Consider the following 17,946-nt stretch of genomic DNA (forward strand, 5'->3'; position numbering starts at 1 on the left):
TTTTTCATAGTTTTACTCCCTTTCTAATGACCTGTTTCCCCAAAGCAGGTCTTTTTTATATCCCGCTTCTCTTTTCACCATTTTTTCACCATAAAGGTATAGGATAGTACTTGCGAAGCCAATTAGCATATTTTTTTCATAGTTTTACTCCTTTGTGAAGACCTGCTTCCCCAGAGCAGGTCTTTTTTTGTTTTATGTTTCTTTTCACTGTTTTTTCACTGTTCGGCGTTAAGATAGTAAGTGTAAAGCCAATTAGCATATTTTTTCATAGTTTTACTCCCTTTCTAGTGACCTGTTTCCCCAAAACAGGTCTTTTTTTTTTTTTTTCTAAAAGCTTCCATCTTTTCACCGTTTTTTCACTTTTCTTTTGTATACTAAGTTTGTCAAAGCAATTTCATCATTTTTCATAAATGACCCCTATTTATTCCCCGCTTTTTGTGAGCGGGGCTTTTTTTATAAGAAAAGCATATTTTTTTAAAAAGCTTCTCTCTTTTCACCGTTTTTTCACTTTTCTTTTATATACTGTTCTTGTCAAAACAATTTCATCATTTTTCATAGATGTACCCTATTTGCACCCGCTTCTTGTAAGCGGGCCTTTTTTTTATTTCCATACAAAAAAGCTTAACCCGGAGGTTAAGCTTTTTTCGCCTGCTTGCGAAGAACAAGCATCATAATCGTAATGATGGTAAAAGCAATAAATGCTAAAAAAGGAATGGTGATAAACCCAAGCCAGTTAATATATTGACCTGAGCAAGGAACACCGCTTGTACACGTTTCAAATGCTTTAAGAGCCGGTATTCTCTGCAGACAATAATGATAGCCTGAAAGCGCCATACCAATCACAGAAAACGGCAGGACGTATTTGTAGATGAACGTATCATTCCGATACACGGCTACACCTAGCACAATCGCGAGCGGATACATTAAAATTCGCTGATACCAGCAAAGTTCACACGGGATAAAGTGAAGAACTTCACTAAAAGTTAAGCTTCCAAGCATCGCGACAAGCGCCGTAAGCCACCCGAAAACCAAAGACTTGTTCATTATTTGTTCTCCTTAGCCGCATCTTTGACCATTTGATCAAAATCATCAATTGTTTTTCCTTCAAATTTTTTGCCGCCTACATAAATCGTTGGTGTACCCGTAATGCCTAAGTCATTGGCTGTCTTCATGTCTTGATCAAACGCATCTTTTCCTTTTCCGTCTTTAAATGCACCTGCTACTTTTTTCGCATCAGCATCGCTAGATACTTCTTTCAGCGTATTTTCTAAGTAAGATTCCGTTAAGACATCTTTCTTTTCGTCCGCTGCGTTTTGCTTTTTATAAAGAAGTTCGTGGAATTTCCAAAATGTATCGTTTCCAAGCTCTTTGTATACCGTTTCAGCAAACTCTGCTGCACGAGAAGAGTCGTTGTTGATAAACGCATAGTTCATAAAGTAGAATTTCACTTTACCTGTATCCACATAATCTTTTTGAATCAGCGGGAAAAAAGATTCTGTGAAGTTTTTACAAGCCGGGCATTTGTAATCTCCAAACTCTACCACTTCTACCGGAGCTGAGTCTTTTCCAAGATACGGCTGATTATCATATGTAAGAGCGGCCTTTTCATCTCCTCCGCCCTTTGACATATTTGAAAGGACGATTAATCCTAGGATACAGACCGTAATAATTCCAATCACCCAAAAAATCCACTTGCTTGAGGAAGCTTGCTGATTGGGTGTTACTTTTTTCTTTTTCTTTGCTTTTGACACAATCTCATCTCCTTCTTTTCTTTCTCTCTTCCAAACTTACAAAGCTGTTAGAGCTGTAAAAATGAGCGCACACAAAATAAAAAACACGTATAGCGACGTCAGCGTTAAAACAACAGGAGGCTGCATCGGCATTTTCGTTTCCGGGTTTAAAATATATTGAATGCGATAATTAACCGACGTATCAGCAAACGATACGTGCGCACATGAAAGACTTGCCTGTCCCGTTTTTACCATTTTTAAAAGCGCGCTGCCGATGTGAGCAGGCGTGCCATTTTTCACAATGGCATCTTGATCAGCCAGCACTTCACGCATAACTTTGAAGCGTTTATGGCTCCATTTAATAAACGGAATATACCATAATGCAGAGGCAAGCGTGCTTAGTAAAAACGTTTTGAGCGGGTCTTTGTTTGCAACGTGCGACTGCTCATGGTAAATAACGGCTTCTAGTTCATTTTCATCAAGTACTGAGAGCAATCCTGTAGACAGAACGATGTGCGGTGTAAAGAGCCCCATCGTTAGGGCAATGGGCTGATCTGTTGTTAAGACCGTTAAATCCTTTCCGTACGCTTTTTGCAGGTTAGCCGTTGTGGTTTCATCTCGCAGCTTCGTAATCATTTTACGGACTTTCCGCATTTGAATCACTTGCTTTACAGCTTTAATGAACAGCACAAACATCGTGTGAAAAATAACGGCATTCAGCATATATTCAATAAAAAACAAGCCGAAAAAGTGGGCTACTTTGTTACAAAGTAAAATTAAGTTAAACGATAAATTCCATCCAAACAGCAAATGCAGCACATACATGCCCATTTGCATAAGCAACGTCACGGCAATAAAAAAGCACAGGTTAAAAATAAGCTTAGAACGCTTTAGTATTCCTTGATTCATTGATTATTCATCCTTTTTTAACTGTTTGACTTTTGATTCGAGCATACTTAACAGTGAATCATCGACTTCTTCTAATGCATCAAGCATATGAGTAACAGCAAGCGAGCCAAATTCATCGATCAGTTCGTGCGTTAACTCTTTCGACTGAGCGTCGATAAATTCCTCTTTAGAAAGAATCGGCTGATACATCGACGTACGTCCTTTTAAACGCTTTTGCAACACGCCTTTTTCCACCAATCGATTCATAACGGTCATAACGGTGTTGAAGTTCACTGATTTTTCTTTCTCAAGCACGTGCTGCACGTCTTTAATAGACATTTCACTTCCGTTCCATAAAGCCGTCATAATTTTTGCTTCAAGCGGGCCAAAAAAGCGATTAAGGCCGGTTTCGTTAAATTTGAATTTTTCAATTTTCATATTTGACACCTCACACTACTAATTGTAGTGTGAGGTGTCAAATCCGTCAACTTTTCCATGACAACCGCCTTACAATTGTCATAATTATTTTTTTACTTCATCGGTTAAATGCTGAATGGACAGCACAACTGTATCAAGCTTGGCTTCGATTCGGTGAAGTAAATAAAGCGTCACCACAACAGGAAAACCAACGTCTGAAACAAGCGTAAACCACTCTGTCATCTTCCTCGCTCCTTTTAAAAAAGCCCTTCGCACCGAAGTGGAAGGACTTTCGTTTTTAAATCGTAAATTCTGTTACATTTCGCTCGACAATTTGAGCGCCTTTTTTGGCAACGAGCGCTCCGCCGCTTGAAGTAAAGACATCGCTTGCGATCAGCGCATTCATTGCTGCTGTGATGGTGGCTGCATCTAACGTATCTTTTGGTGATTCAATCGATAGGATTACTGCTTTTTGTGACTCATTCAAAAACTGCATCGTTAAAGTTTTCATACTCTACCTCTTTTCTTATTTTAAAAGTGAAAACGTGACAACTTCGTTGATTTCAACAAGCGGCAGCGACTGCAGGCTAGCGATGGTTTCGCTTGCTGTAATGAGTGCATCTGCAGAACTTCCAGGCTGAATGTTCATATAGGATTTTGTCTTTAAATCGGGTTTTCCATCCTCTTTTATTCCTTGTTCTAATACTAAGCGAAGCTGGCTTGAATACTGAATTTTTTCTGCCATCTTTTATTCCCCCTTTCACTTTATATATAGAAATTGAAATAGGAAAGAGGGATGATGGAAACATAAAAATTTTTGGTTTATAATGGGAGATAGTCTGAGTTAGAAAGAGGCTTTGGTAATGAGAAAGTGGAGCTTTTTATTTTTTGTTCTAGCATTCATGCATCCAGCTTCAGCACTTGCTGATGACGGTGCAGATGAAAAAAAGCTTGGTCCGTTTTACTACACGGTTTCTCATGATTATAGTCGAGAAAAATGGAATGTAGGGGTGTTAAATCAGCAAGACAAAACGAACATTCCTGAGACTGATTTGAACGATGAAACGCTAAAACTGTTTCAAAGCACGGTTGATGATTTAGCAGACCTCGCGATTCGATTTGCTGCTATGAGCGTGCTGCTTGTATGTTCACTCGTTGTTTTTACGTACTTTCGCATTCAGAAAAAACGCCCTTTTCTCCGCTTGTTTTTTGTTTTTTCAAGCGTTGGCTTTCTATTTTGCGTCTATACATCATTGGAATTATTTAAAAAAACTGAACAAGCAAAATCATTATTTTACTTACTATGACTTGAAACCAAAAAAACCAGCCGATTGGCTGGTTTTTTCATTTATTTCTTACGGTTATGTAGTTCTGTTCATACGTCATTTCTTCCGTTTGCTTTTGCTGCTCCAGATGGTAATAAGCAGCGCATACTCCTCCTAATCCAGCCAGTGCTAGGACAATTAGAAGTATGGATGTCGCTTTTTTCATTGCCTTTTCTCCCCTTATGTTTAACCCTACCTAGCAACGGCATTTGTAAAAAAGAGTCCCCTTTCTCTTTTTTACTTGCTCATTACTTACGAAAGATATTATCATACTTTTTTTCACTTTTGTCATTTTTTTAACCATTGTCAAAAAATTGTATATTTTACCCAAGATTTAACGAATGTTTAAGAAAATCCAGAGACTGGTTTTTTGAAAGGCCAAAAGCTGTCACGATATAATCAACGTAGGCAAGAAGCTCCAGATCCCCTCCTAATTTTGTCGTTTTAAATGATTGATTAAACCGATATTGTTTTTTATCTGAAAAGACGAGCCCCTCTTCTTCTAGAAATGTTTGAAACTGTTGATGCGGAAAGTAAAGCACATCGTTTCGAACGTTCTCTAAGTCAATTACAATAATCATGTCTTCGAGCTCAGCTTTTAATTCCATCATACAATCGATGTATCCGCCGATGCAGCTGATTAGAGATGTGAGAAAAAAGGGTCCGTTTATATATTGAAACTGCTCAAAAATCGTCTCATCAATATAGCTTGAAATGCTGGATTTCAGCACGTCATGAATTTGTTTTGGTTCTTCCATATACGGAATAGGAATGTGAAACTTAGCTGATCCGTTATAAAATTGCTCCCACGCAATTGTTTTATCATATGCATCAATCACATCTGTGCTTCGAAAAATGATGGATTCCGCTGAATAAGAAGCTTTGACAAACGGTGTATGCAGCATCACCGTACTCTCGTCGTCCAAACGATAGTGTTTTGGTTCGCTAGATTTGCTTAAAATATATTGCTTTAGCCGTTCTTCTTCCATTTGTTCGATTAAATGCAAATCATATAGTGGCAGCACGTACATATTACACATCCCGTAATGAATATAGCTTTTCCCGTGCATCGGCCACTTTCTGTTATAGATAGACAGTTCTTTTGTGCAAAATTCCTCTATTCGCTGCGTTTGATCCTCCGATTTTTGATAAAGACGATCTAAATGATAGCGATCATCGATTTCCGTAACGGGAGATGTGCCGCTTCCAATTCTTCTGTAAATTTTCCCGTAAGACATGTACGGAGGGTTCGGACCTTCGGGAATCCAAATCACAAAAACACCTTGCCCGGGGTGATCTTCAGGTGATAAAAAACGTGTAACGATACGAGGAATGGGATTGGTGACATCTTTCAGCATATTATTAATAAACAGCTCATATTCCTTGCGCTCGAGCAGATTAATGGAATGGTCGTCTTCATCTACGCCAAAAATAAGCCACCCTCCTTTTTCATTGGCAAACGAAGCGATGATATTTGGGATTTTCCGTTTGACCGTTGAGCTTACTTCGCGCTTGAACTCAAGCTGATAGCCTTCTTCTAAATGTTTTTCCATCATGCGCTGCACATCTGAAAACTCAATTTCTCCAATTGTTTTTTTCTTTCCGTTTTCGCTTATAAATGGTGAATAAAACGTTTCTTCGTTCACTTGTCTTCCCCTCCTCACCACTTCTATTTAACTTATCCATATGATGAGAAGTAAAAAGACAGTCATACTTCTTTTATTTTTTTCGAAAAAACAAGTTTTTTCCAAATTCGTCCTTCTTTATATTATGATAGAAAAAGAGGTGAATAATATGATTGAAGCGATATTTTTAGATCGAGACGGAACGATTGGCGGCAGTAACGAAATACAATATCCAGGTGAATTCCAGCTGTTTCCCCAAGCGAAGCAAGCAATTAAAGAAATAAAGAAACAAAACATTCCGCTGTTTTCCTTTACGAATCAGCCCGATATTGCCAAAGGAAAGGTAAAGAAATCACAGTTTATCTCTGAGCTTTTAGCTTTTGGATTTGATGATGTTTACCTTTGTCCGCATGAAGATTCAGACGCCTGTCCGTGCCGCAAACCAAAACCCGGCATGCTGTTAAAAGCAGCGGAGAATCACAGCTTAAATTTGGCTAACTGCATCGTGATTGGCGACCGGTGGAAAGACCTCGTAGCGGCCAGTGCAGCAGGGGCTCAATGTATTTTAGTGTTAACAGGTGCTGGGCGCGACACGCTGCATGAACAAGAAAAATGGGCTGGTGTACAAGCAGCCTTTATTGCATCCAACGTGCAGGAAGCTGTTGAATTTATCTTTACGTCACTGAGTTCACAGCCGATACTACCGCATTCACATACGCGTTAAACAGCTGCTCATCCTGTAATAATTGTTCATACTGAGGAGTGGTGATTTCAAGCTGCAGTCCTTTATGCCGCTGATTATCGTTGGCGATATTTCGAGGTGAAACGCCTTTTAAATGCACGGGCGTTTCACTGATTTGAAAACCTGAGAGTGCATGACGCACCGCTTTTTCTAACTTTTCGTCTCTTCCTCCGATATAAGTCGTGCAGACGTCGCTATAGGCACCGTGAAGAGAAATCGTGACGGCTGATTTTTTAACGAGATGACGCGCCATTTCTTCATCGTAGTTTGCAGACGTAACATGCAATTCAAACGGATTTTCTGTTTTCAGCGTTTTAAATACGTACACCGTTGCGTTTAGCTTTTCTGCTATTTTTTCCGCTACTTCTTCTGTTCCAATTTCCATCGTTCCTCCATGAATAGCAAGCACGACAATTTCTCGCCGGCGAATGACACATTTTATTTCGTAATCGATTCCCGCTCGTTCGCACTGAGACAGTTCTTGAAAACTTTGATACACGTCCCTCATCTGTTTCTTCACACCTTTCTTTTATCTTTCATATACCCAGGCTTTATTATTTCTTTTTCTTCATATAGTAAAGGGATTCACCCTTTGTTTACTCGTTTATTTTTGTTTTTATACTTTATCTGTTAGTGTGCGCAAAAAAAATTTTTGAAATTCGAAATAAAAGTATTGCCAAACAAACCGTCCAGACGGTAAAGTATTCTAGGGAAAATCAAAAAGGAGGAAATTCATGTGTCTACATATGATGATATATTGCTTGCGGCCACTCAGGTTGTACAGCGTGACGGCGTGGGAAATTTAACTCTTGAAAAAGTAGCAAAAGAAGCCGATGTTAGTAAAGGCGGCTTGTTGTACCACTTCTCATCAAAAGATGAATTGATTCAGCAAATGCTGTACTCAGTCACAAAGCAATATGATGACGGGCTACACGTGCAAATTGAACATGATGATGCTCCTGGCAAATGGAGCCGGGCTTATCTCGCTGAGACGCTTCATGATCTGCAGCGTGAACAGGCGATGAGCGCAGGGTTGCTTGCAGGGATTGCAACGAATCCTGAACTTCTGCAGCACCTTCAAAAACACTACGAAAAGTGGCAGCAGCATATTGAACAAGACGGCATTGACCCTGTCCTTGCGACCATTGTGCGCTTAGCAGCTGACGGATTATGGTTCAGCCAAATGTTTGGGCTCGCACCCGTGGATCCAGACATGCAAAAAAAGATTCAACAACAACTTCGGAAATTAACAGAGGAGGGTTTTCGATGAAAGCCTATTTATTTTTAGCAATTGCAATTAGTTCAGAGTTATTTGGTACATCTATGTTAAAAGCATCAAACGGATTTACAAAATTTTGGCCTAGTCTTGGTGTTTTATTAGGGTTTGGTCTTGCTTTCTATGCGCTTTCCACATCGCTTCAGCACATTCCGCTCAGCGTTGCATACGCCATTTGGTCTGGTGTAGGAACTGCTGTGACAGCTGTGATTGGTGTAGTCATTTGGAAAGAAAGCGGCAGTCTTACGATGGTATTTGGCATCGTATTAATCATTGCAGGAGTCATTCTTTTAAATTTAAAATCAGTGGCTCATTAAAAAAAGAGCCAGTAAATACTGACTCTTAAGCAAAGGAGGAAAATCGACTGTCTACTTATGAAAGTAGTATGTATCGTTTTCCTTTTTTTTATACTCTTTTATAGATTAAACGGATCTAGGAATTTAACAGATGGATATTTGTCTTGGAACAAACGCCATACAAAATCGTTTTCAAACATAAGAACGGAATGCTTATCACGATCTTCTACTAGCATCACGCGAGAATCTAGCATGCGATCTTCAATTGTTGATTTGTCTACCCATTTTGCAATGTTATGAGACATGCGCGTGAATTCAAGATCGACATTGTACTCACCTTTCATACGATGTTCAAACACTTGGAACTGAAGTTCACCGACTGCTCCTAAAATATAATCTCCAAAGAACGGCGTACGGTAAAGCTGTACCGCTCCTTCTTGTACAAGCTGATTAATCCCTTTTTCAAAGTGCTTTGATTTCATTGCATTTTTCGCACGAACTTTTACAAACAGTTCAGGCGGGAACTTTGGAAGAGCGTCAAATTCAAATACTTTTCCCTCTCCTACAATTGTATCGCCAATTTGATACGTACCTGAGTCATACAAGCCAATAATATCCCCTGGATACGCTGTGTCTACTGTTTCACGGCTTGATGCCAAGAACTGATGAGACTGCGCTAGCTTCATTTTGCGGTTCGTTCTTGCTAATGTTACGTTCATTCCACGCTCGAATTTCCCTGAACATACGCGTACGAACGCAATGCGGTCGCGGTGAGCTGGGTTCATATTCGCTTGAATTTTAAAGATGAAACCTGAGAAATTTTCATCCGTAGGCTGAACGGTGCCATTCGTTGATTCACGAGGCTGCGGCGGTGATGTTAATTGTAAAAATGAATTAAAGAAAGACTGTACGCCGAAGTTTGCAATCGCACTTCCGAAGAAAACAGGCGTTAGTAAGCCTTGCTTTACTTTTTCGATTGAAAAATCATTACCTGCTTCATCTAATAGAGATAAATCATCCACTAAGCCTGGTAAATACATTTCATCGACGTGTTTTTTAATTTCATCGTCGATATTTTCACCGTCAAAGTCTGCAAAATAAGACTCTTTGTTTCCTTGATACACTTCAATTTGCTTTGAAAAACGGTCATACGTTCCTTGGAATCGTTTCCCCATGCCAATTGGCCACGTTACAGGGTATGATTGGATACCAAGTACATCTTCAATTTCTTCAAGCAGCTCAAGCGGCTCTTTTCCTTCACGGTCTAATTTATTGATAAACGTTAGGATGGGAATACCGCGCATACGACAAACTTTAAAAAGCTTAAGCGTTTGTGCTTCAATCCCTTTTGTTCCGTCAATAACCATGACCGCACTATCTACAGCTGTTAAGGTACGATACGTATCCTCACTGAAGTCTTCGTGTCCTGGTGTATCCAAGATGTTAATAAAGTGATCTTTATACTCAAACTGCATAACACTTGATGTAACCGAAATTCCACGTTGTTTTTCGATTTCCATCCAGTCAGATGTAGCAAACTTGCCTGATTTTTTTCCTTTAACCGTTCCGGCTGAACGAATCATTCCGCCCAGTAACAGCATTTTTTCTGTTAACGTTGTTTTCCCGGCATCCGGGTGAGAAATAATGGCGAATGTACGACGTGAATCGACCATCGTTTCTTGAAGTTGGTTGCTCATACGTTTTAAAATCCTTTCTGCTCTACAATTCCTATTTTCATCATTTCATTATACGCTTTTTTTATACTGCGTGACTAGTTTTTTTCATATTTGAATACTTCTGCAAAATCAAAGAAATCGTCAACAAGGTGTAAAAAGCGAACAAGAAAAGACCCCTTTTATAAAAGGGGCCTTCTCCCAGTTTAGTTTAACGAACGACCAGAGAAACGTTCTGCTGATCGGCTTAAACTTTATAAAAAAAATTACTTTTGAACGTTAGCAGCTTGTGGTCCACGGTTGCCTTCAACGATTTCAAATGTAACTTCTTGACCTTCTTCTAAAGTTTTGAAACCTTCGCCTTGGATAGCAGAGAAATGAACGAATACATCGTCTTGTCCTTCTACTTCGATGAAACCGAAACCTTTTTCAGCGTTGAACCATTTTACTTTACCTTGTAACATATCTCTTTTCCTCCTTGTGTGACAATCCACACATTGTGTATTACTCTATTCCTGCTCTTACAATAAGTCAAGACGAACACTTCGAACTATCCTTACCGAACAAAAATAAGCACCTTTATTGTAACAAATCCTCCAAAAAATTTCAAAGGAATTTGCACATTCTTTTTGTTTGCTTCTATCCCTTACCTACAGCCTTTCTACCCCTTTTTAAGCAGCCGAATGTGAACGCATTATCCGCACTTCTTCTTGATGTTTTTTCTTGTATAACGATCCTTTAAATGGATAACGCTATAGAGATAGATACTCTTTCTATTTATGGGAAAGCAGGTGACATCACAACCTATGGAAGACATTCTCATGTCCCTTCTTAGAACCTTTGTTTCTTTTATTATTTTAAGCATTACAACTTTCCTGATTGGAAAACAAATTAACACGCATAATAATCATTTTACGTTTGCGATGTCCATCATTATTGGGTCTTTCATCGCAAATATGGGATTTGATTTAAAATTAAAATTTCTGCCGATGTTCGCTTCTTTTGCTTTTCTTGTGGCTATTCATTTTCTTTTAGCATCAACAGCTCTAAAAAGCAGGCGCTTGCGAAAATGGATTACAGGACGCCCGACGGTTATTATGGAAAAAGGAAAGCTTCTTGAAGCAAATATGAAAAAAGTCAAATATTCTATTGACGACTTGAATCAGCATTTACGAGAACTAGGAACGTTCAACATTGCTGAAGTAGAATTTGCTGTTTTAGAAGTAAGCGGAAAGCTGTCAGTGTTAAAGAAAACTGCTTATCAAAACATTGCCAAACAGGACGTTTTGTCTAAGCCGTTTAAAGAAATGAATTTACCGGTAGAACTCATCATGGACGGAGAAATTATTCATAAAAATTTAACATCTCAATATACCGAACAATGGATCAACCTTGAGCTTTCAAATCGTCAGCTTCAGTTGAACCAAGTGCTGTATGCAGTTGTGTCAACAAACGGCATGCTCTATGTAGATGAGTATAAAGATCAGCTATCCGCTCCTACAGACAGAGAATAAGATTGAGACATAGCTAAATTACGCCAATCTAAAGGCAGACAAATGAAGGGAATGAGTTCGTATGGATCGATTGTGACATCGCTGTTGATTTCGGTGCAGGGCTTTGCTTTCCGCGGGCAGCCAGTGAGTCCCCTCTCTGCGTCCGTTCCCGCGGGATCTCACCTATTTCGCTTTTTCCGCTAGTCTTCGCCTTGGCCTCCAATCAACAGCTAGAAACAACTAGCCTATGTTCACGATCACCATGAAAAAATCCGAACGAATTTGATTCTTGATAGAGAATCAAACTGGTTCGGATAAAATGCGTTTGTTCCAGTCTCACTGTGCCATCTCTTCAACGGTTCCTTCTTTTAAGCCATAGTAGTTCCGTTCAAATCGCTTTATTTCTTGATCATAGCGGCGTACTTTTGCATCGGCTAGCTGGCGGCTTTGTTTTGTTTCTTCAAGCAGCTCAACCTGCTGATTAATTTGAAAAATAGTCGTCGTCAGCTCGTCTTGATAATCATAAATTTCATTTTGAATATCCACGCATACGGGCAAACGATTTGCTAAAATAAAGTCCGTCATTTGCATAAGCACTTTTTTACGCTCTACTTCTTTCACTTTGCTTTTGACAGCTCGTTCTGCAGAACGGAACGTCAGCCTTACTTTAGAGAAGAAGTCACCTTTAATCGAAAGCTTGCGCTGCAGTTCTTCTACATCTTGTTTTAATGATTCATGCTCTTCAATCATTTTTTGAAGCACAAGTCCCCCGTTTAACGATGTGAGCTCCATTTCATCAAGCTGCTGGCGAATGGCTGTTTTGAGCGTTTCAATTTGTTTCACCGTCTTTTTCTCCGTAGCGCGGAGCTGCTTAACATACTGCTCTGTTTTATAAATAAAGCTGTCTAACCGTTCACGGTCAAACAGTGACTGCTCTTTCTTTTTTACATAATCTTGATACGATGTGTGTACAGATGACCACTTGATCAGCAGAGACTGATAATTCAACAGCTCATCCTGATGCTCAAGCTTGTACGTCCACATCAGCTGAACAACTACTAATAACAGCGGTAAAAAAGTTCCAGCTTCCTTGCGTTTTGCAATAATTTCATGACTTTCAAAGCTTGCCATTAAAAACAGCGGCGCATTCATACTAAATAGCAGTGCTGGCGGGTAATTAACGGGAATAAAGATACTCATTACGGTTGCCATAAGGCCTGAAATAGCAGGGTATGCGTGCGGAGGAAGCTGTTTGTATAGCTCGATTGTCCCTTTTTTTTGCAGCAGTTTCACAAGCGCTTCCTGCTGATATTCTCCTAATACATCAATCATTCTTTCCTGATACATAGGAGGAAGCTGCTCAATCCAATTCATCAGCTGCTGCTGAAACACCGCTTGCTGACGATTTGTAGCAATCATGTATTGCGAATCAATTAGATGAAAGAACAGTCGGATTTGATGGCGCATTACGTCCTCTAGCGTATGACAGCGTGCAATTGAAAACAGCTCATTGTATTTAGATACAAGCAAATTTCCAATGTTGTCGCTTAACTCGTACAGCTCGCCATTTGTTGTAGCATGAGAAACGGGAAGTTCAAAAAACTTCGCCATTTCAAGCAAAATATGCAGATGCATGTCTACTTCAGGCTGTTTTTCAAGCAATTTCATTTCTTCTACCAATGATGCTTGAAAATCCGTATGCTCCGTTTGCTGATACTGTGCTGACATTTCCGTATAAATGCGGTGGTCACATAACACATAAGCAGCTCTTAGGATCTCGCCTTTAGACGTAAGCAACCCATACAATAACTGTTGTCCGTTCATCTTCACACCGTCCTTCATTAAATTTTTGTACTATAGCTTTCTATCATTTTATACTTTTTCTATAAATTCGATGCAATAGTTCAAATTTCCTGTTATCTTTCTTCTTGTTTCCTTAATACAAAAAGTGCCGTCCAACATGACATCAGCGCAGGCGGAATGGTCCAAGTCATATATCGCCACTCACCGGTCACAAGCGCCATAATAAGAAAGATGAGCGGAAAACCTATTAGTACTATGATAACACGTGCTCGGCTTACCGATTTTTTCATCGTGCATCGCCCCTTCTGTTCGTCCCTTATTCTTATAATACCCTTTCTCTTCTATAGCATTAAACACCTTTATAAACCGTTCGTACATTTCTTTGTTTTCTAGACAGTCTATGACATAAGTTTTAAAAAAGAACAGAGGATACCTCTTACTTTGGTGAATCTCGTAAGCAGCTTTTATGTTTTGACAAGCTAAATCGAGAAAAATGTGTTATGGTAAAAGAAAATTTCGTTTTTACTACCTATATTGAAACGAAAGGGTTGATCGCATGAACATTTTTTTGATTGGCGCAAGCGGCAGGACAGGACAAGAATTAATAAAGCAAGCGATTAAAAACGGACATTATGTAAAAGCATTTGTGCGAAATCCATCTAAGCTTAAGCTAACGCATGCGAACGTACACATCATACAAGGCGACGTGCTTGATTATTATGAAGTGTGTCAGGCCATGCGAGGGTGTGATGCAGTAATTTCTTGTCTTGGAACCGAAAATCTAGGGCATTCTACCCTTTTAGTAGAAACGACAAATCTGCTGATTCAATGTATGAATGAAAACGGAATTCAACGTATTGCCTACACGGCTTCTGCCGGAATCGACGGAGAAATTCCAGGCATGACGGGCTGGCTTGCTCAGCGTATTTTAAAAAATGTGCTTCGCGACCATCACGAAGCCGTGAAGCTCTTGAAGGTAAGCGGACTCGACTGGACAGTTGCTCGGCCAATGGGTCTAACGAGCGGTCCATTAACCACGTATTACCGTATAGGAGAAGCTAGCATACCAGAAAACGGACGCAACATCAGCCGTTCTGACGTCGCTCATTTTCTCCTTCAAGCCGTAGAAAACAACAGGCATATAAAAAAATCACTAAGTCTTTCGTATTAAGTGTTCTAAAGGAGTGTTGATAGTGAACCTATCAAAAATTTTTCTAAAAATAAGTCTTGTACTTTTAATGGCATGCGTCTTTATTGAAGGTAATTTTCAGGTAGCACTTGGCATCTTTGCTGCTGTTTGCATGCTTGTTATTATTTTTGCTAAGCCTCTTTCAAAATCGCTGCTGCCTGTTAATAAAAAAACAGGAAAAAAAGACCGCGAAACATTAATGATGGTCATTGGTGTCATCGTTTTTATTTCAGGAAGCTTTTTTATTGCGTAATAGCATCGTAAAGAAAACAGGCTTACATTGACATTTTGAATCATATAAAGAGCTGTGCTGTAAGTCAAATGTTCGACTTATGACACAGCCCTTTTTTAGCTTTAATGAGGTCTCGTTTCACAATAGCTTCTGTACCATTCCATTATTTAAGCAAATTACCTTACAAACCCTCTTATGCTTTTTTTCATCAACTCACATAATATATGTAGAAGATGTCGTAAGACAAGCGTCAAAAGAAAGAGGAGGAAGATAAATGAAATGCCCCCATTGCGCTTATTCTAATCCGGAAGGGGTAAAATTCTGCTTAAATTGCGGCCATGAAATCGTGGACCGCGATGAAAACTACAGCATATTCTACTTGTTTGCCCATCGTGTTGATAAAATTCCAAGAAATGAACGTTCGGTTGAACCTAAATTTCGAAATATATTCTCTCGAGTCTTCCGACAGCACAGTGAAATGGAAGCTGAACGGCTTTTTATTGTAGGAACAGGGCTTACGACTCCTAAAATAGAAGAGGTTGTAAATACGTGGCCAAAGCCTTGGCTTTTTGCAAGGGTCTTTCTTATTGCGCTTGTCGCATATTTAGGCCTATATCTAGGCGTAAGCTTGTTCGAAAACATCAACTTCATACCCGGTCTTATTGTAGTCGGTGCTTTTGCAGTGCCATTTACTACGCTCATTTTCTTTTGGGAAATGAACGCTCCGCAGAATATTGCTATTTACAAAATTGTTTATGTCGTTTTTATTGGCGGAATCCTCTCACTTTTATTAGCACTTGTGTTTTATGATATTCTTGGCAATAACACAAACGTGATTGTGATTGGAATATGTGAGGAACTGGCTAAAGTCATCGCGGTTATTTATTTTGTACGCAATCTTAAATATAGATATATCCTTAACGGACTTCTCTTAGGAGCTGCAATAGGAGCTGGTTTTGCTGCTTTTGAAACAGCTGGCTATGCTTTGCGAGCACTTCTTTCCGGGAGCTTTCACATGCTTTATTCTACAATACTCTGGCGCAGTATTTTTGCTCCTGGAGGACATGTGGCTTGGGCTGCCTTGACTGGAGCTGCCATCTGCATCGTGCAAGGAGATAAGAAATTTCAGTGGAGCATGTTGATAAAACCAAAATTTTTCGGTGTATTTTTGCTTGTCGTTTTTATGCACGCTCTTTGGGACTCACCTGTACTAGGTATTTTCCCAGCTGGACATACGATTTTAACGGTTATATTATGGATTTTGGTATTCAGTATGATTCGTATTGGGCTAAAAGAAATCGCGGATAAAAAGCTGGAGTTGACCTACTGCAAAGAAAAGCCTACACCCTCATAGGAAATGTTCAGCTTGCGTTTAGCTGCTCGTTTTAACTTTTTATTACCTTTATGTTTCATTTTGAAAATTGTTGTTACAAATTGTAAAAAACAGTATTCAAACTGCCTGTACATGGTATGATAACCTCAATAACATGAAAGGGTGATTTGGTGGATGAACCTAACTGAAATTAAGCACATGATAGCAAATTTAGTAAATTATAGAGATAGCGACATTACTCATACTCTTGCCAGTAGGTTTACACTAAGTTATTCAAAACAATTAAGCAGTTTCCAAATCCGCGATATTGAAAACGATATCATTCATCGTTACGAAGAACTGGAGACAGCTGCTTTAGCTTTGTTTAACATGATTCATAATCTTCCGGAAACCATTTATAATCATACTCATTCCTTTAAACAAATTTAAAGTGGGTAAAAGGTAAAAAAGCTCGTGTATTAAATAATATGAGCTTTTTTGCCGGTGTCTATCTGTTTTAGTTATTTATAACCTTCTTCAAAAGAAGAATATCCTTTTTAATTGCCTGTCTAATTTCTTCAGCTTTACAGCGTTTGTATTCTTGTACTAAGCGATAGAGCTCTCGTTTAAATAAAAATCCATCTTGTTGACTACTCATAGCAGCATGCCCCTTATTAGCTTTCTATCACAAGTGATTAAAGAAAGTATTCCCTTTTCTTCTTATAAAAAACAAGTAAATTCACAAATAGATGTAAAACAACCGCTTATCCCGAGTTTATGTAAACGGCGGGATGTTCTTGCATTTAGAGGAACGACAGCTGAAGAAACATAAAAAAACATTGACTACTAGCTCTCAGTCAATGTTTTTATTTGCTTTAGCTCTAATTCATTAAAGCTAATTTGCATATTTTTATGCGTTCATGTCTCCAAGACCTGGAGCGTGCTCATTTGGCATTTCAGATAAATGAGGGACTGGAAAAGCTTCAGGTGGAGGTGTTACGCTCAAGTCTCCGCCATTTCTGCTTGGCGTCTGTCCTTGGAATATTTCTCCCATTCGGTGCGGATCTAATCTAAAATCAAACTGCGTATTATGATACCCCATTTCCACAAATTTTCTGCATTCAGGGTATTTGTTAATATCATAATTTGGTACAGGGAATAGTTTTCCCCAGTCCACGCCTAGTGTTTCAAGAGCTTTTGCAAACGCATTTTGATGAGCATTATCTCGAACAATTAAGAAACCTAGCGTTTCTCTTAACGTTTGGTTAGAACTCATTTCGTATATTCTTGTTTTTTGTAAAACGCCGGTTGATTCTAATACGACGTTATTGAGCAAATCAGCCACTAGATTTCCGTGATTATAAACCCATGAGCCGTTCCATGGATTTCCGCCCGCATCCACTGGCAGTGAGCTTTGAGCGCCCATGATATAGTGATGAGGATTAGCATGTTTTACGGCTTCATCAAGAGGAGCCTGATCTGAACCTTGACTTCCTACCCCGGCTCCGCCAGATTCATCTAACAATGCATTAATGGTATTTTGAACGAGTTCTACGTGAGCTATTTCTTCTAAAAAAACACCTTTCATTAAATCGCGATACTGCGTCTCTTTCCCTCTGAAGTTAGAGCTTTGAAAGAAATATTGCATCATTGTCCGCATTTCACCAAACTGCCCGCCTAAGGCTTCTTGCAGTACCTTCGCGGCCGCAGGATCGGGCTTATCCGGTTTAATGCCATTGATTAATCCTTCTTTGTAATAATACATGTCAAACACTCCTTTTACTGACATTGCTTGATTGTTTTCTTAAACTAACATATGCACATACCTACTTTTTCCCTATGCGGCTTTTTTATTCTAGATATTAAAAGGTAACTTGATTGAAACACGTGGATAACACCCTTTGTTATAGGCAAAAAAAAAGACCTCTCGCACATATCGAGGGCC

General features: G+C 39.2%; 25 protein-coding genes. 9 read left to right on the top strand and 16 right to left on the bottom strand.

All coding sequences use genetic code 11. From position 1 onward, the window contains the following. Positions 1–633: 633 nt before the first annotated feature. From SB717_RS23595 to SB717_RS23625, 7 genes are all read right to left on the bottom strand, one after another. Positions 634–1,044 (bottom strand): disulfide oxidoreductase, encoded by a 411-nt coding sequence (locus SB717_RS23595; protein WP_410904908.1) that lies wholly within the window; start codon positions 1,042–1,044, stop codon positions 634–636. Continuing rightward, the gene (locus SB717_RS23600; protein ID WP_410904909.1) at positions 1,044–1,751 is read right to left on the bottom strand and encodes a DsbA family protein; all 708 of its coding nucleotides are present in this window, start codon (positions 1,749–1,751) and stop codon (positions 1,044–1,046) included. The genes SB717_RS23595 and SB717_RS23600 overlap by 1 nt, the downstream gene beginning before the upstream one ends. A 36-nt stretch (positions 1,752–1,787) precedes the next feature. Next, positions 1,788–2,639, bottom strand: coding sequence for a M56 family metallopeptidase (locus tag SB717_RS23605; RefSeq protein ID WP_029714789.1), 852 nt, complete (start codon positions 2,637–2,639; stop codon positions 1,788–1,790). 3 nt (positions 2,640–2,642) lie between these two features. Continuing rightward, the gene (locus tag SB717_RS23610) at positions 2,643–3,056 is read right to left on the bottom strand and encodes a BlaI/MecI/CopY family transcriptional regulator (protein ID WP_410904910.1); all 414 of its coding nucleotides are present in this window, start codon (positions 3,054–3,056) and stop codon (positions 2,643–2,645) included. An 84-nt stretch (positions 3,057–3,140) separates the two neighbouring features. Then, positions 3,141–3,278, bottom strand: coding sequence for a YvrJ family protein (locus tag SB717_RS23615; RefSeq protein ID WP_013057866.1), 138 nt, complete (start codon positions 3,276–3,278; stop codon positions 3,141–3,143). Between the two features lie 55 nt (positions 3,279–3,333). Next, positions 3,334–3,546 carry a DUF2922 family protein gene (locus tag SB717_RS23620; RefSeq protein ID WP_029714788.1) on the bottom strand — a complete coding sequence of 71 codons (213 nt, stop codon included), beginning with the start codon at positions 3,544–3,546 and terminating at the stop codon, positions 3,334–3,336. A 15-nt stretch (positions 3,547–3,561) separates the two neighbouring features. Further along, on the bottom strand, positions 3,562–3,780 hold the full coding sequence (locus SB717_RS23625) for a DUF1659 domain-containing protein (protein ID WP_264135280.1): 219 nt from the start codon (positions 3,778–3,780) through the stop codon (positions 3,562–3,564). A gap of 118 nt (positions 3,781–3,898) precedes the next feature. Here SB717_RS23625 and SB717_RS23630 point away from each other — a divergent pair, with 118 nt between their 5' ends. Then, complete coding sequence (locus tag SB717_RS23630; protein ID WP_264135279.1) at positions 3,899–4,342, top strand: hypothetical protein; 444 nt, start codon at positions 3,899–3,901, stop codon at positions 4,340–4,342. Positions 4,343–4,379: 37 nt separating this feature from the next. On the opposite strand, the gene SB717_RS23635 is transcribed toward SB717_RS23630, so the two are convergent. Continuing rightward, positions 4,380–4,526: a hypothetical protein gene (locus tag SB717_RS23635; RefSeq protein ID WP_264135278.1), complete on the bottom strand. Its 147-nt coding sequence runs from the start codon at positions 4,524–4,526 to the stop codon at positions 4,380–4,382. A 157-nt stretch (positions 4,527–4,683) separates the two neighbouring features. Continuing rightward, positions 4,684–6,006: an AlbA family DNA-binding domain-containing protein gene (locus SB717_RS23640; protein WP_074680046.1), complete on the bottom strand. Its 1,323-nt coding sequence runs from the start codon at positions 6,004–6,006 to the stop codon at positions 4,684–4,686. 148 nt (positions 6,007–6,154) lie between these two features. On the opposite strand from SB717_RS23640, the gene SB717_RS23645 reads away from it, so the two are divergent. After that, entirely contained in the window at positions 6,155–6,709 is a 555-nt protein-coding gene (locus tag SB717_RS23645) for an HAD-IIIA family hydrolase (RefSeq protein ID WP_410904911.1), read from the top strand. Here SB717_RS23645 and SB717_RS23650 read toward each other — a convergent pair. Continuing rightward, positions 6,660–7,235, bottom strand: a complete 576-nt coding sequence (locus tag SB717_RS23650) for a poly-gamma-glutamate hydrolase family protein (RefSeq protein WP_410904912.1) — start codon at positions 7,233–7,235, stop codon at positions 6,660–6,662. The two genes, SB717_RS23645 and SB717_RS23650, sit on opposite strands and share 50 nt — an antisense overlap. A gap of 228 nt (positions 7,236–7,463) precedes the next feature. Between SB717_RS23650 and SB717_RS23655 the strand changes: the two genes are divergently transcribed. Both SB717_RS23655 and SB717_RS23660 read left to right on the top strand, forming a co-directional pair. After that, positions 7,464–7,997 carry a TetR/AcrR family transcriptional regulator gene (locus SB717_RS23655; RefSeq protein WP_410904913.1) on the top strand — a complete coding sequence of 178 codons (534 nt, stop codon included), beginning with the start codon at positions 7,464–7,466 and terminating at the stop codon, positions 7,995–7,997. Next, complete coding sequence (locus tag SB717_RS23660) at positions 7,994–8,320, top strand: DMT family transporter (RefSeq protein ID WP_013057875.1); 327 nt, start codon at positions 7,994–7,996, stop codon at positions 8,318–8,320. Before SB717_RS23655 ends, SB717_RS23660 begins: the two co-directional genes overlap by 4 nt. Before the next feature lie 98 nt (positions 8,321–8,418). On the opposite strand, the gene SB717_RS23665 is transcribed toward SB717_RS23660, so the two are convergent. Together SB717_RS23665 and cspD are read right to left on the bottom strand one after the other, a co-directional pair. Beyond that, positions 8,419–9,996 carry a peptide chain release factor 3 gene (locus tag SB717_RS23665; RefSeq protein WP_074680038.1) on the bottom strand — a complete coding sequence of 526 codons (1,578 nt, stop codon included), beginning with the start codon at positions 9,994–9,996 and terminating at the stop codon, positions 8,419–8,421. Between the two features lie 242 nt (positions 9,997–10,238). Next, positions 10,239–10,436 (bottom strand): cold-shock protein CspD, encoded by a 198-nt coding sequence (gene cspD, locus SB717_RS23670; protein WP_013057877.1) that lies wholly within the window; start codon positions 10,434–10,436, stop codon positions 10,239–10,241. A 342-nt stretch (positions 10,437–10,778) separates the two neighbouring features. On the opposite strand from cspD, the gene SB717_RS23675 reads away from it, so the two are divergent. Continuing rightward, positions 10,779–11,486, top strand: a complete 708-nt coding sequence (locus SB717_RS23675; RefSeq protein WP_071272980.1) for a DUF421 domain-containing protein — start codon at positions 10,779–10,781, stop codon at positions 11,484–11,486. A gap of 315 nt (positions 11,487–11,801) precedes the next feature. Here the strand turns inward: SB717_RS23675 and SB717_RS23680 are convergent, their stop codons facing one another. Together SB717_RS23680 and SB717_RS23685 are read right to left on the bottom strand one after the other, a co-directional pair. Continuing rightward, complete coding sequence (locus SB717_RS23680) at positions 11,802–13,289, bottom strand: hypothetical protein (RefSeq protein ID WP_074680035.1); 1,488 nt, start codon at positions 13,287–13,289, stop codon at positions 11,802–11,804. Between the two features lie 92 nt (positions 13,290–13,381). Beyond that, entirely contained in the window at positions 13,382–13,558 is a 177-nt protein-coding gene (locus SB717_RS23685) for a hypothetical protein (protein WP_016764823.1), read from the bottom strand. 266 nt (positions 13,559–13,824) lie between these two features. Between SB717_RS23685 and SB717_RS23690 the strand changes: the two genes are divergently transcribed. The 4 genes from SB717_RS23690 (at position 13,825) to SB717_RS23705 (ending at position 16,451) form a co-directional block, all read left to right on the top strand. After that, on the top strand, positions 13,825–14,439 hold the full coding sequence (locus tag SB717_RS23690) for an NAD(P)-dependent oxidoreductase (protein WP_258356406.1): 615 nt from the start codon (positions 13,825–13,827) through the stop codon (positions 14,437–14,439). Positions 14,440–14,461: 22 nt separating this feature from the next. After that, entirely contained in the window at positions 14,462–14,710 is a 249-nt protein-coding gene (locus SB717_RS23695) for a hypothetical protein (RefSeq protein WP_074680030.1), read from the top strand. A 253-nt stretch (positions 14,711–14,963) separates the two neighbouring features. Then, on the top strand, positions 14,964–16,043 hold the full coding sequence (locus tag SB717_RS23700) for a PrsW family intramembrane metalloprotease (RefSeq protein ID WP_074680028.1): 1,080 nt from the start codon (positions 14,964–14,966) through the stop codon (positions 16,041–16,043). Between the two features lie 153 nt (positions 16,044–16,196). After that, positions 16,197–16,451 (top strand): hypothetical protein, encoded by a 255-nt coding sequence (locus SB717_RS23705; protein WP_074680025.1) that lies wholly within the window; start codon positions 16,197–16,199, stop codon positions 16,449–16,451. A gap of 67 nt (positions 16,452–16,518) precedes the next feature. Here SB717_RS23705 and SB717_RS23710 read toward each other — a convergent pair whose 3' ends face one another. Together SB717_RS23710 and SB717_RS23715 are read right to left on the bottom strand one after the other, a co-directional pair. Further along, positions 16,519–16,659, bottom strand: a complete 141-nt coding sequence (locus tag SB717_RS23710) for a hypothetical protein (RefSeq protein ID WP_410904914.1) — start codon at positions 16,657–16,659, stop codon at positions 16,519–16,521. A gap of 252 nt (positions 16,660–16,911) precedes the next feature. Further along, entirely contained in the window at positions 16,912–17,766 is an 855-nt protein-coding gene (locus SB717_RS23715) for a manganese catalase family protein (RefSeq protein WP_013057886.1), read from the bottom strand. Positions 17,767–17,946 lie beyond the last annotated feature (180 nt).

Origin of the sequence: Priestia sp. SIMBA_032, assembly GCF_046535215.1 — a bacterium.
Lineage (GTDB): Bacteria > Bacillota > Bacilli > Bacillales > Bacillaceae_H > Priestia > Priestia aryabhattai.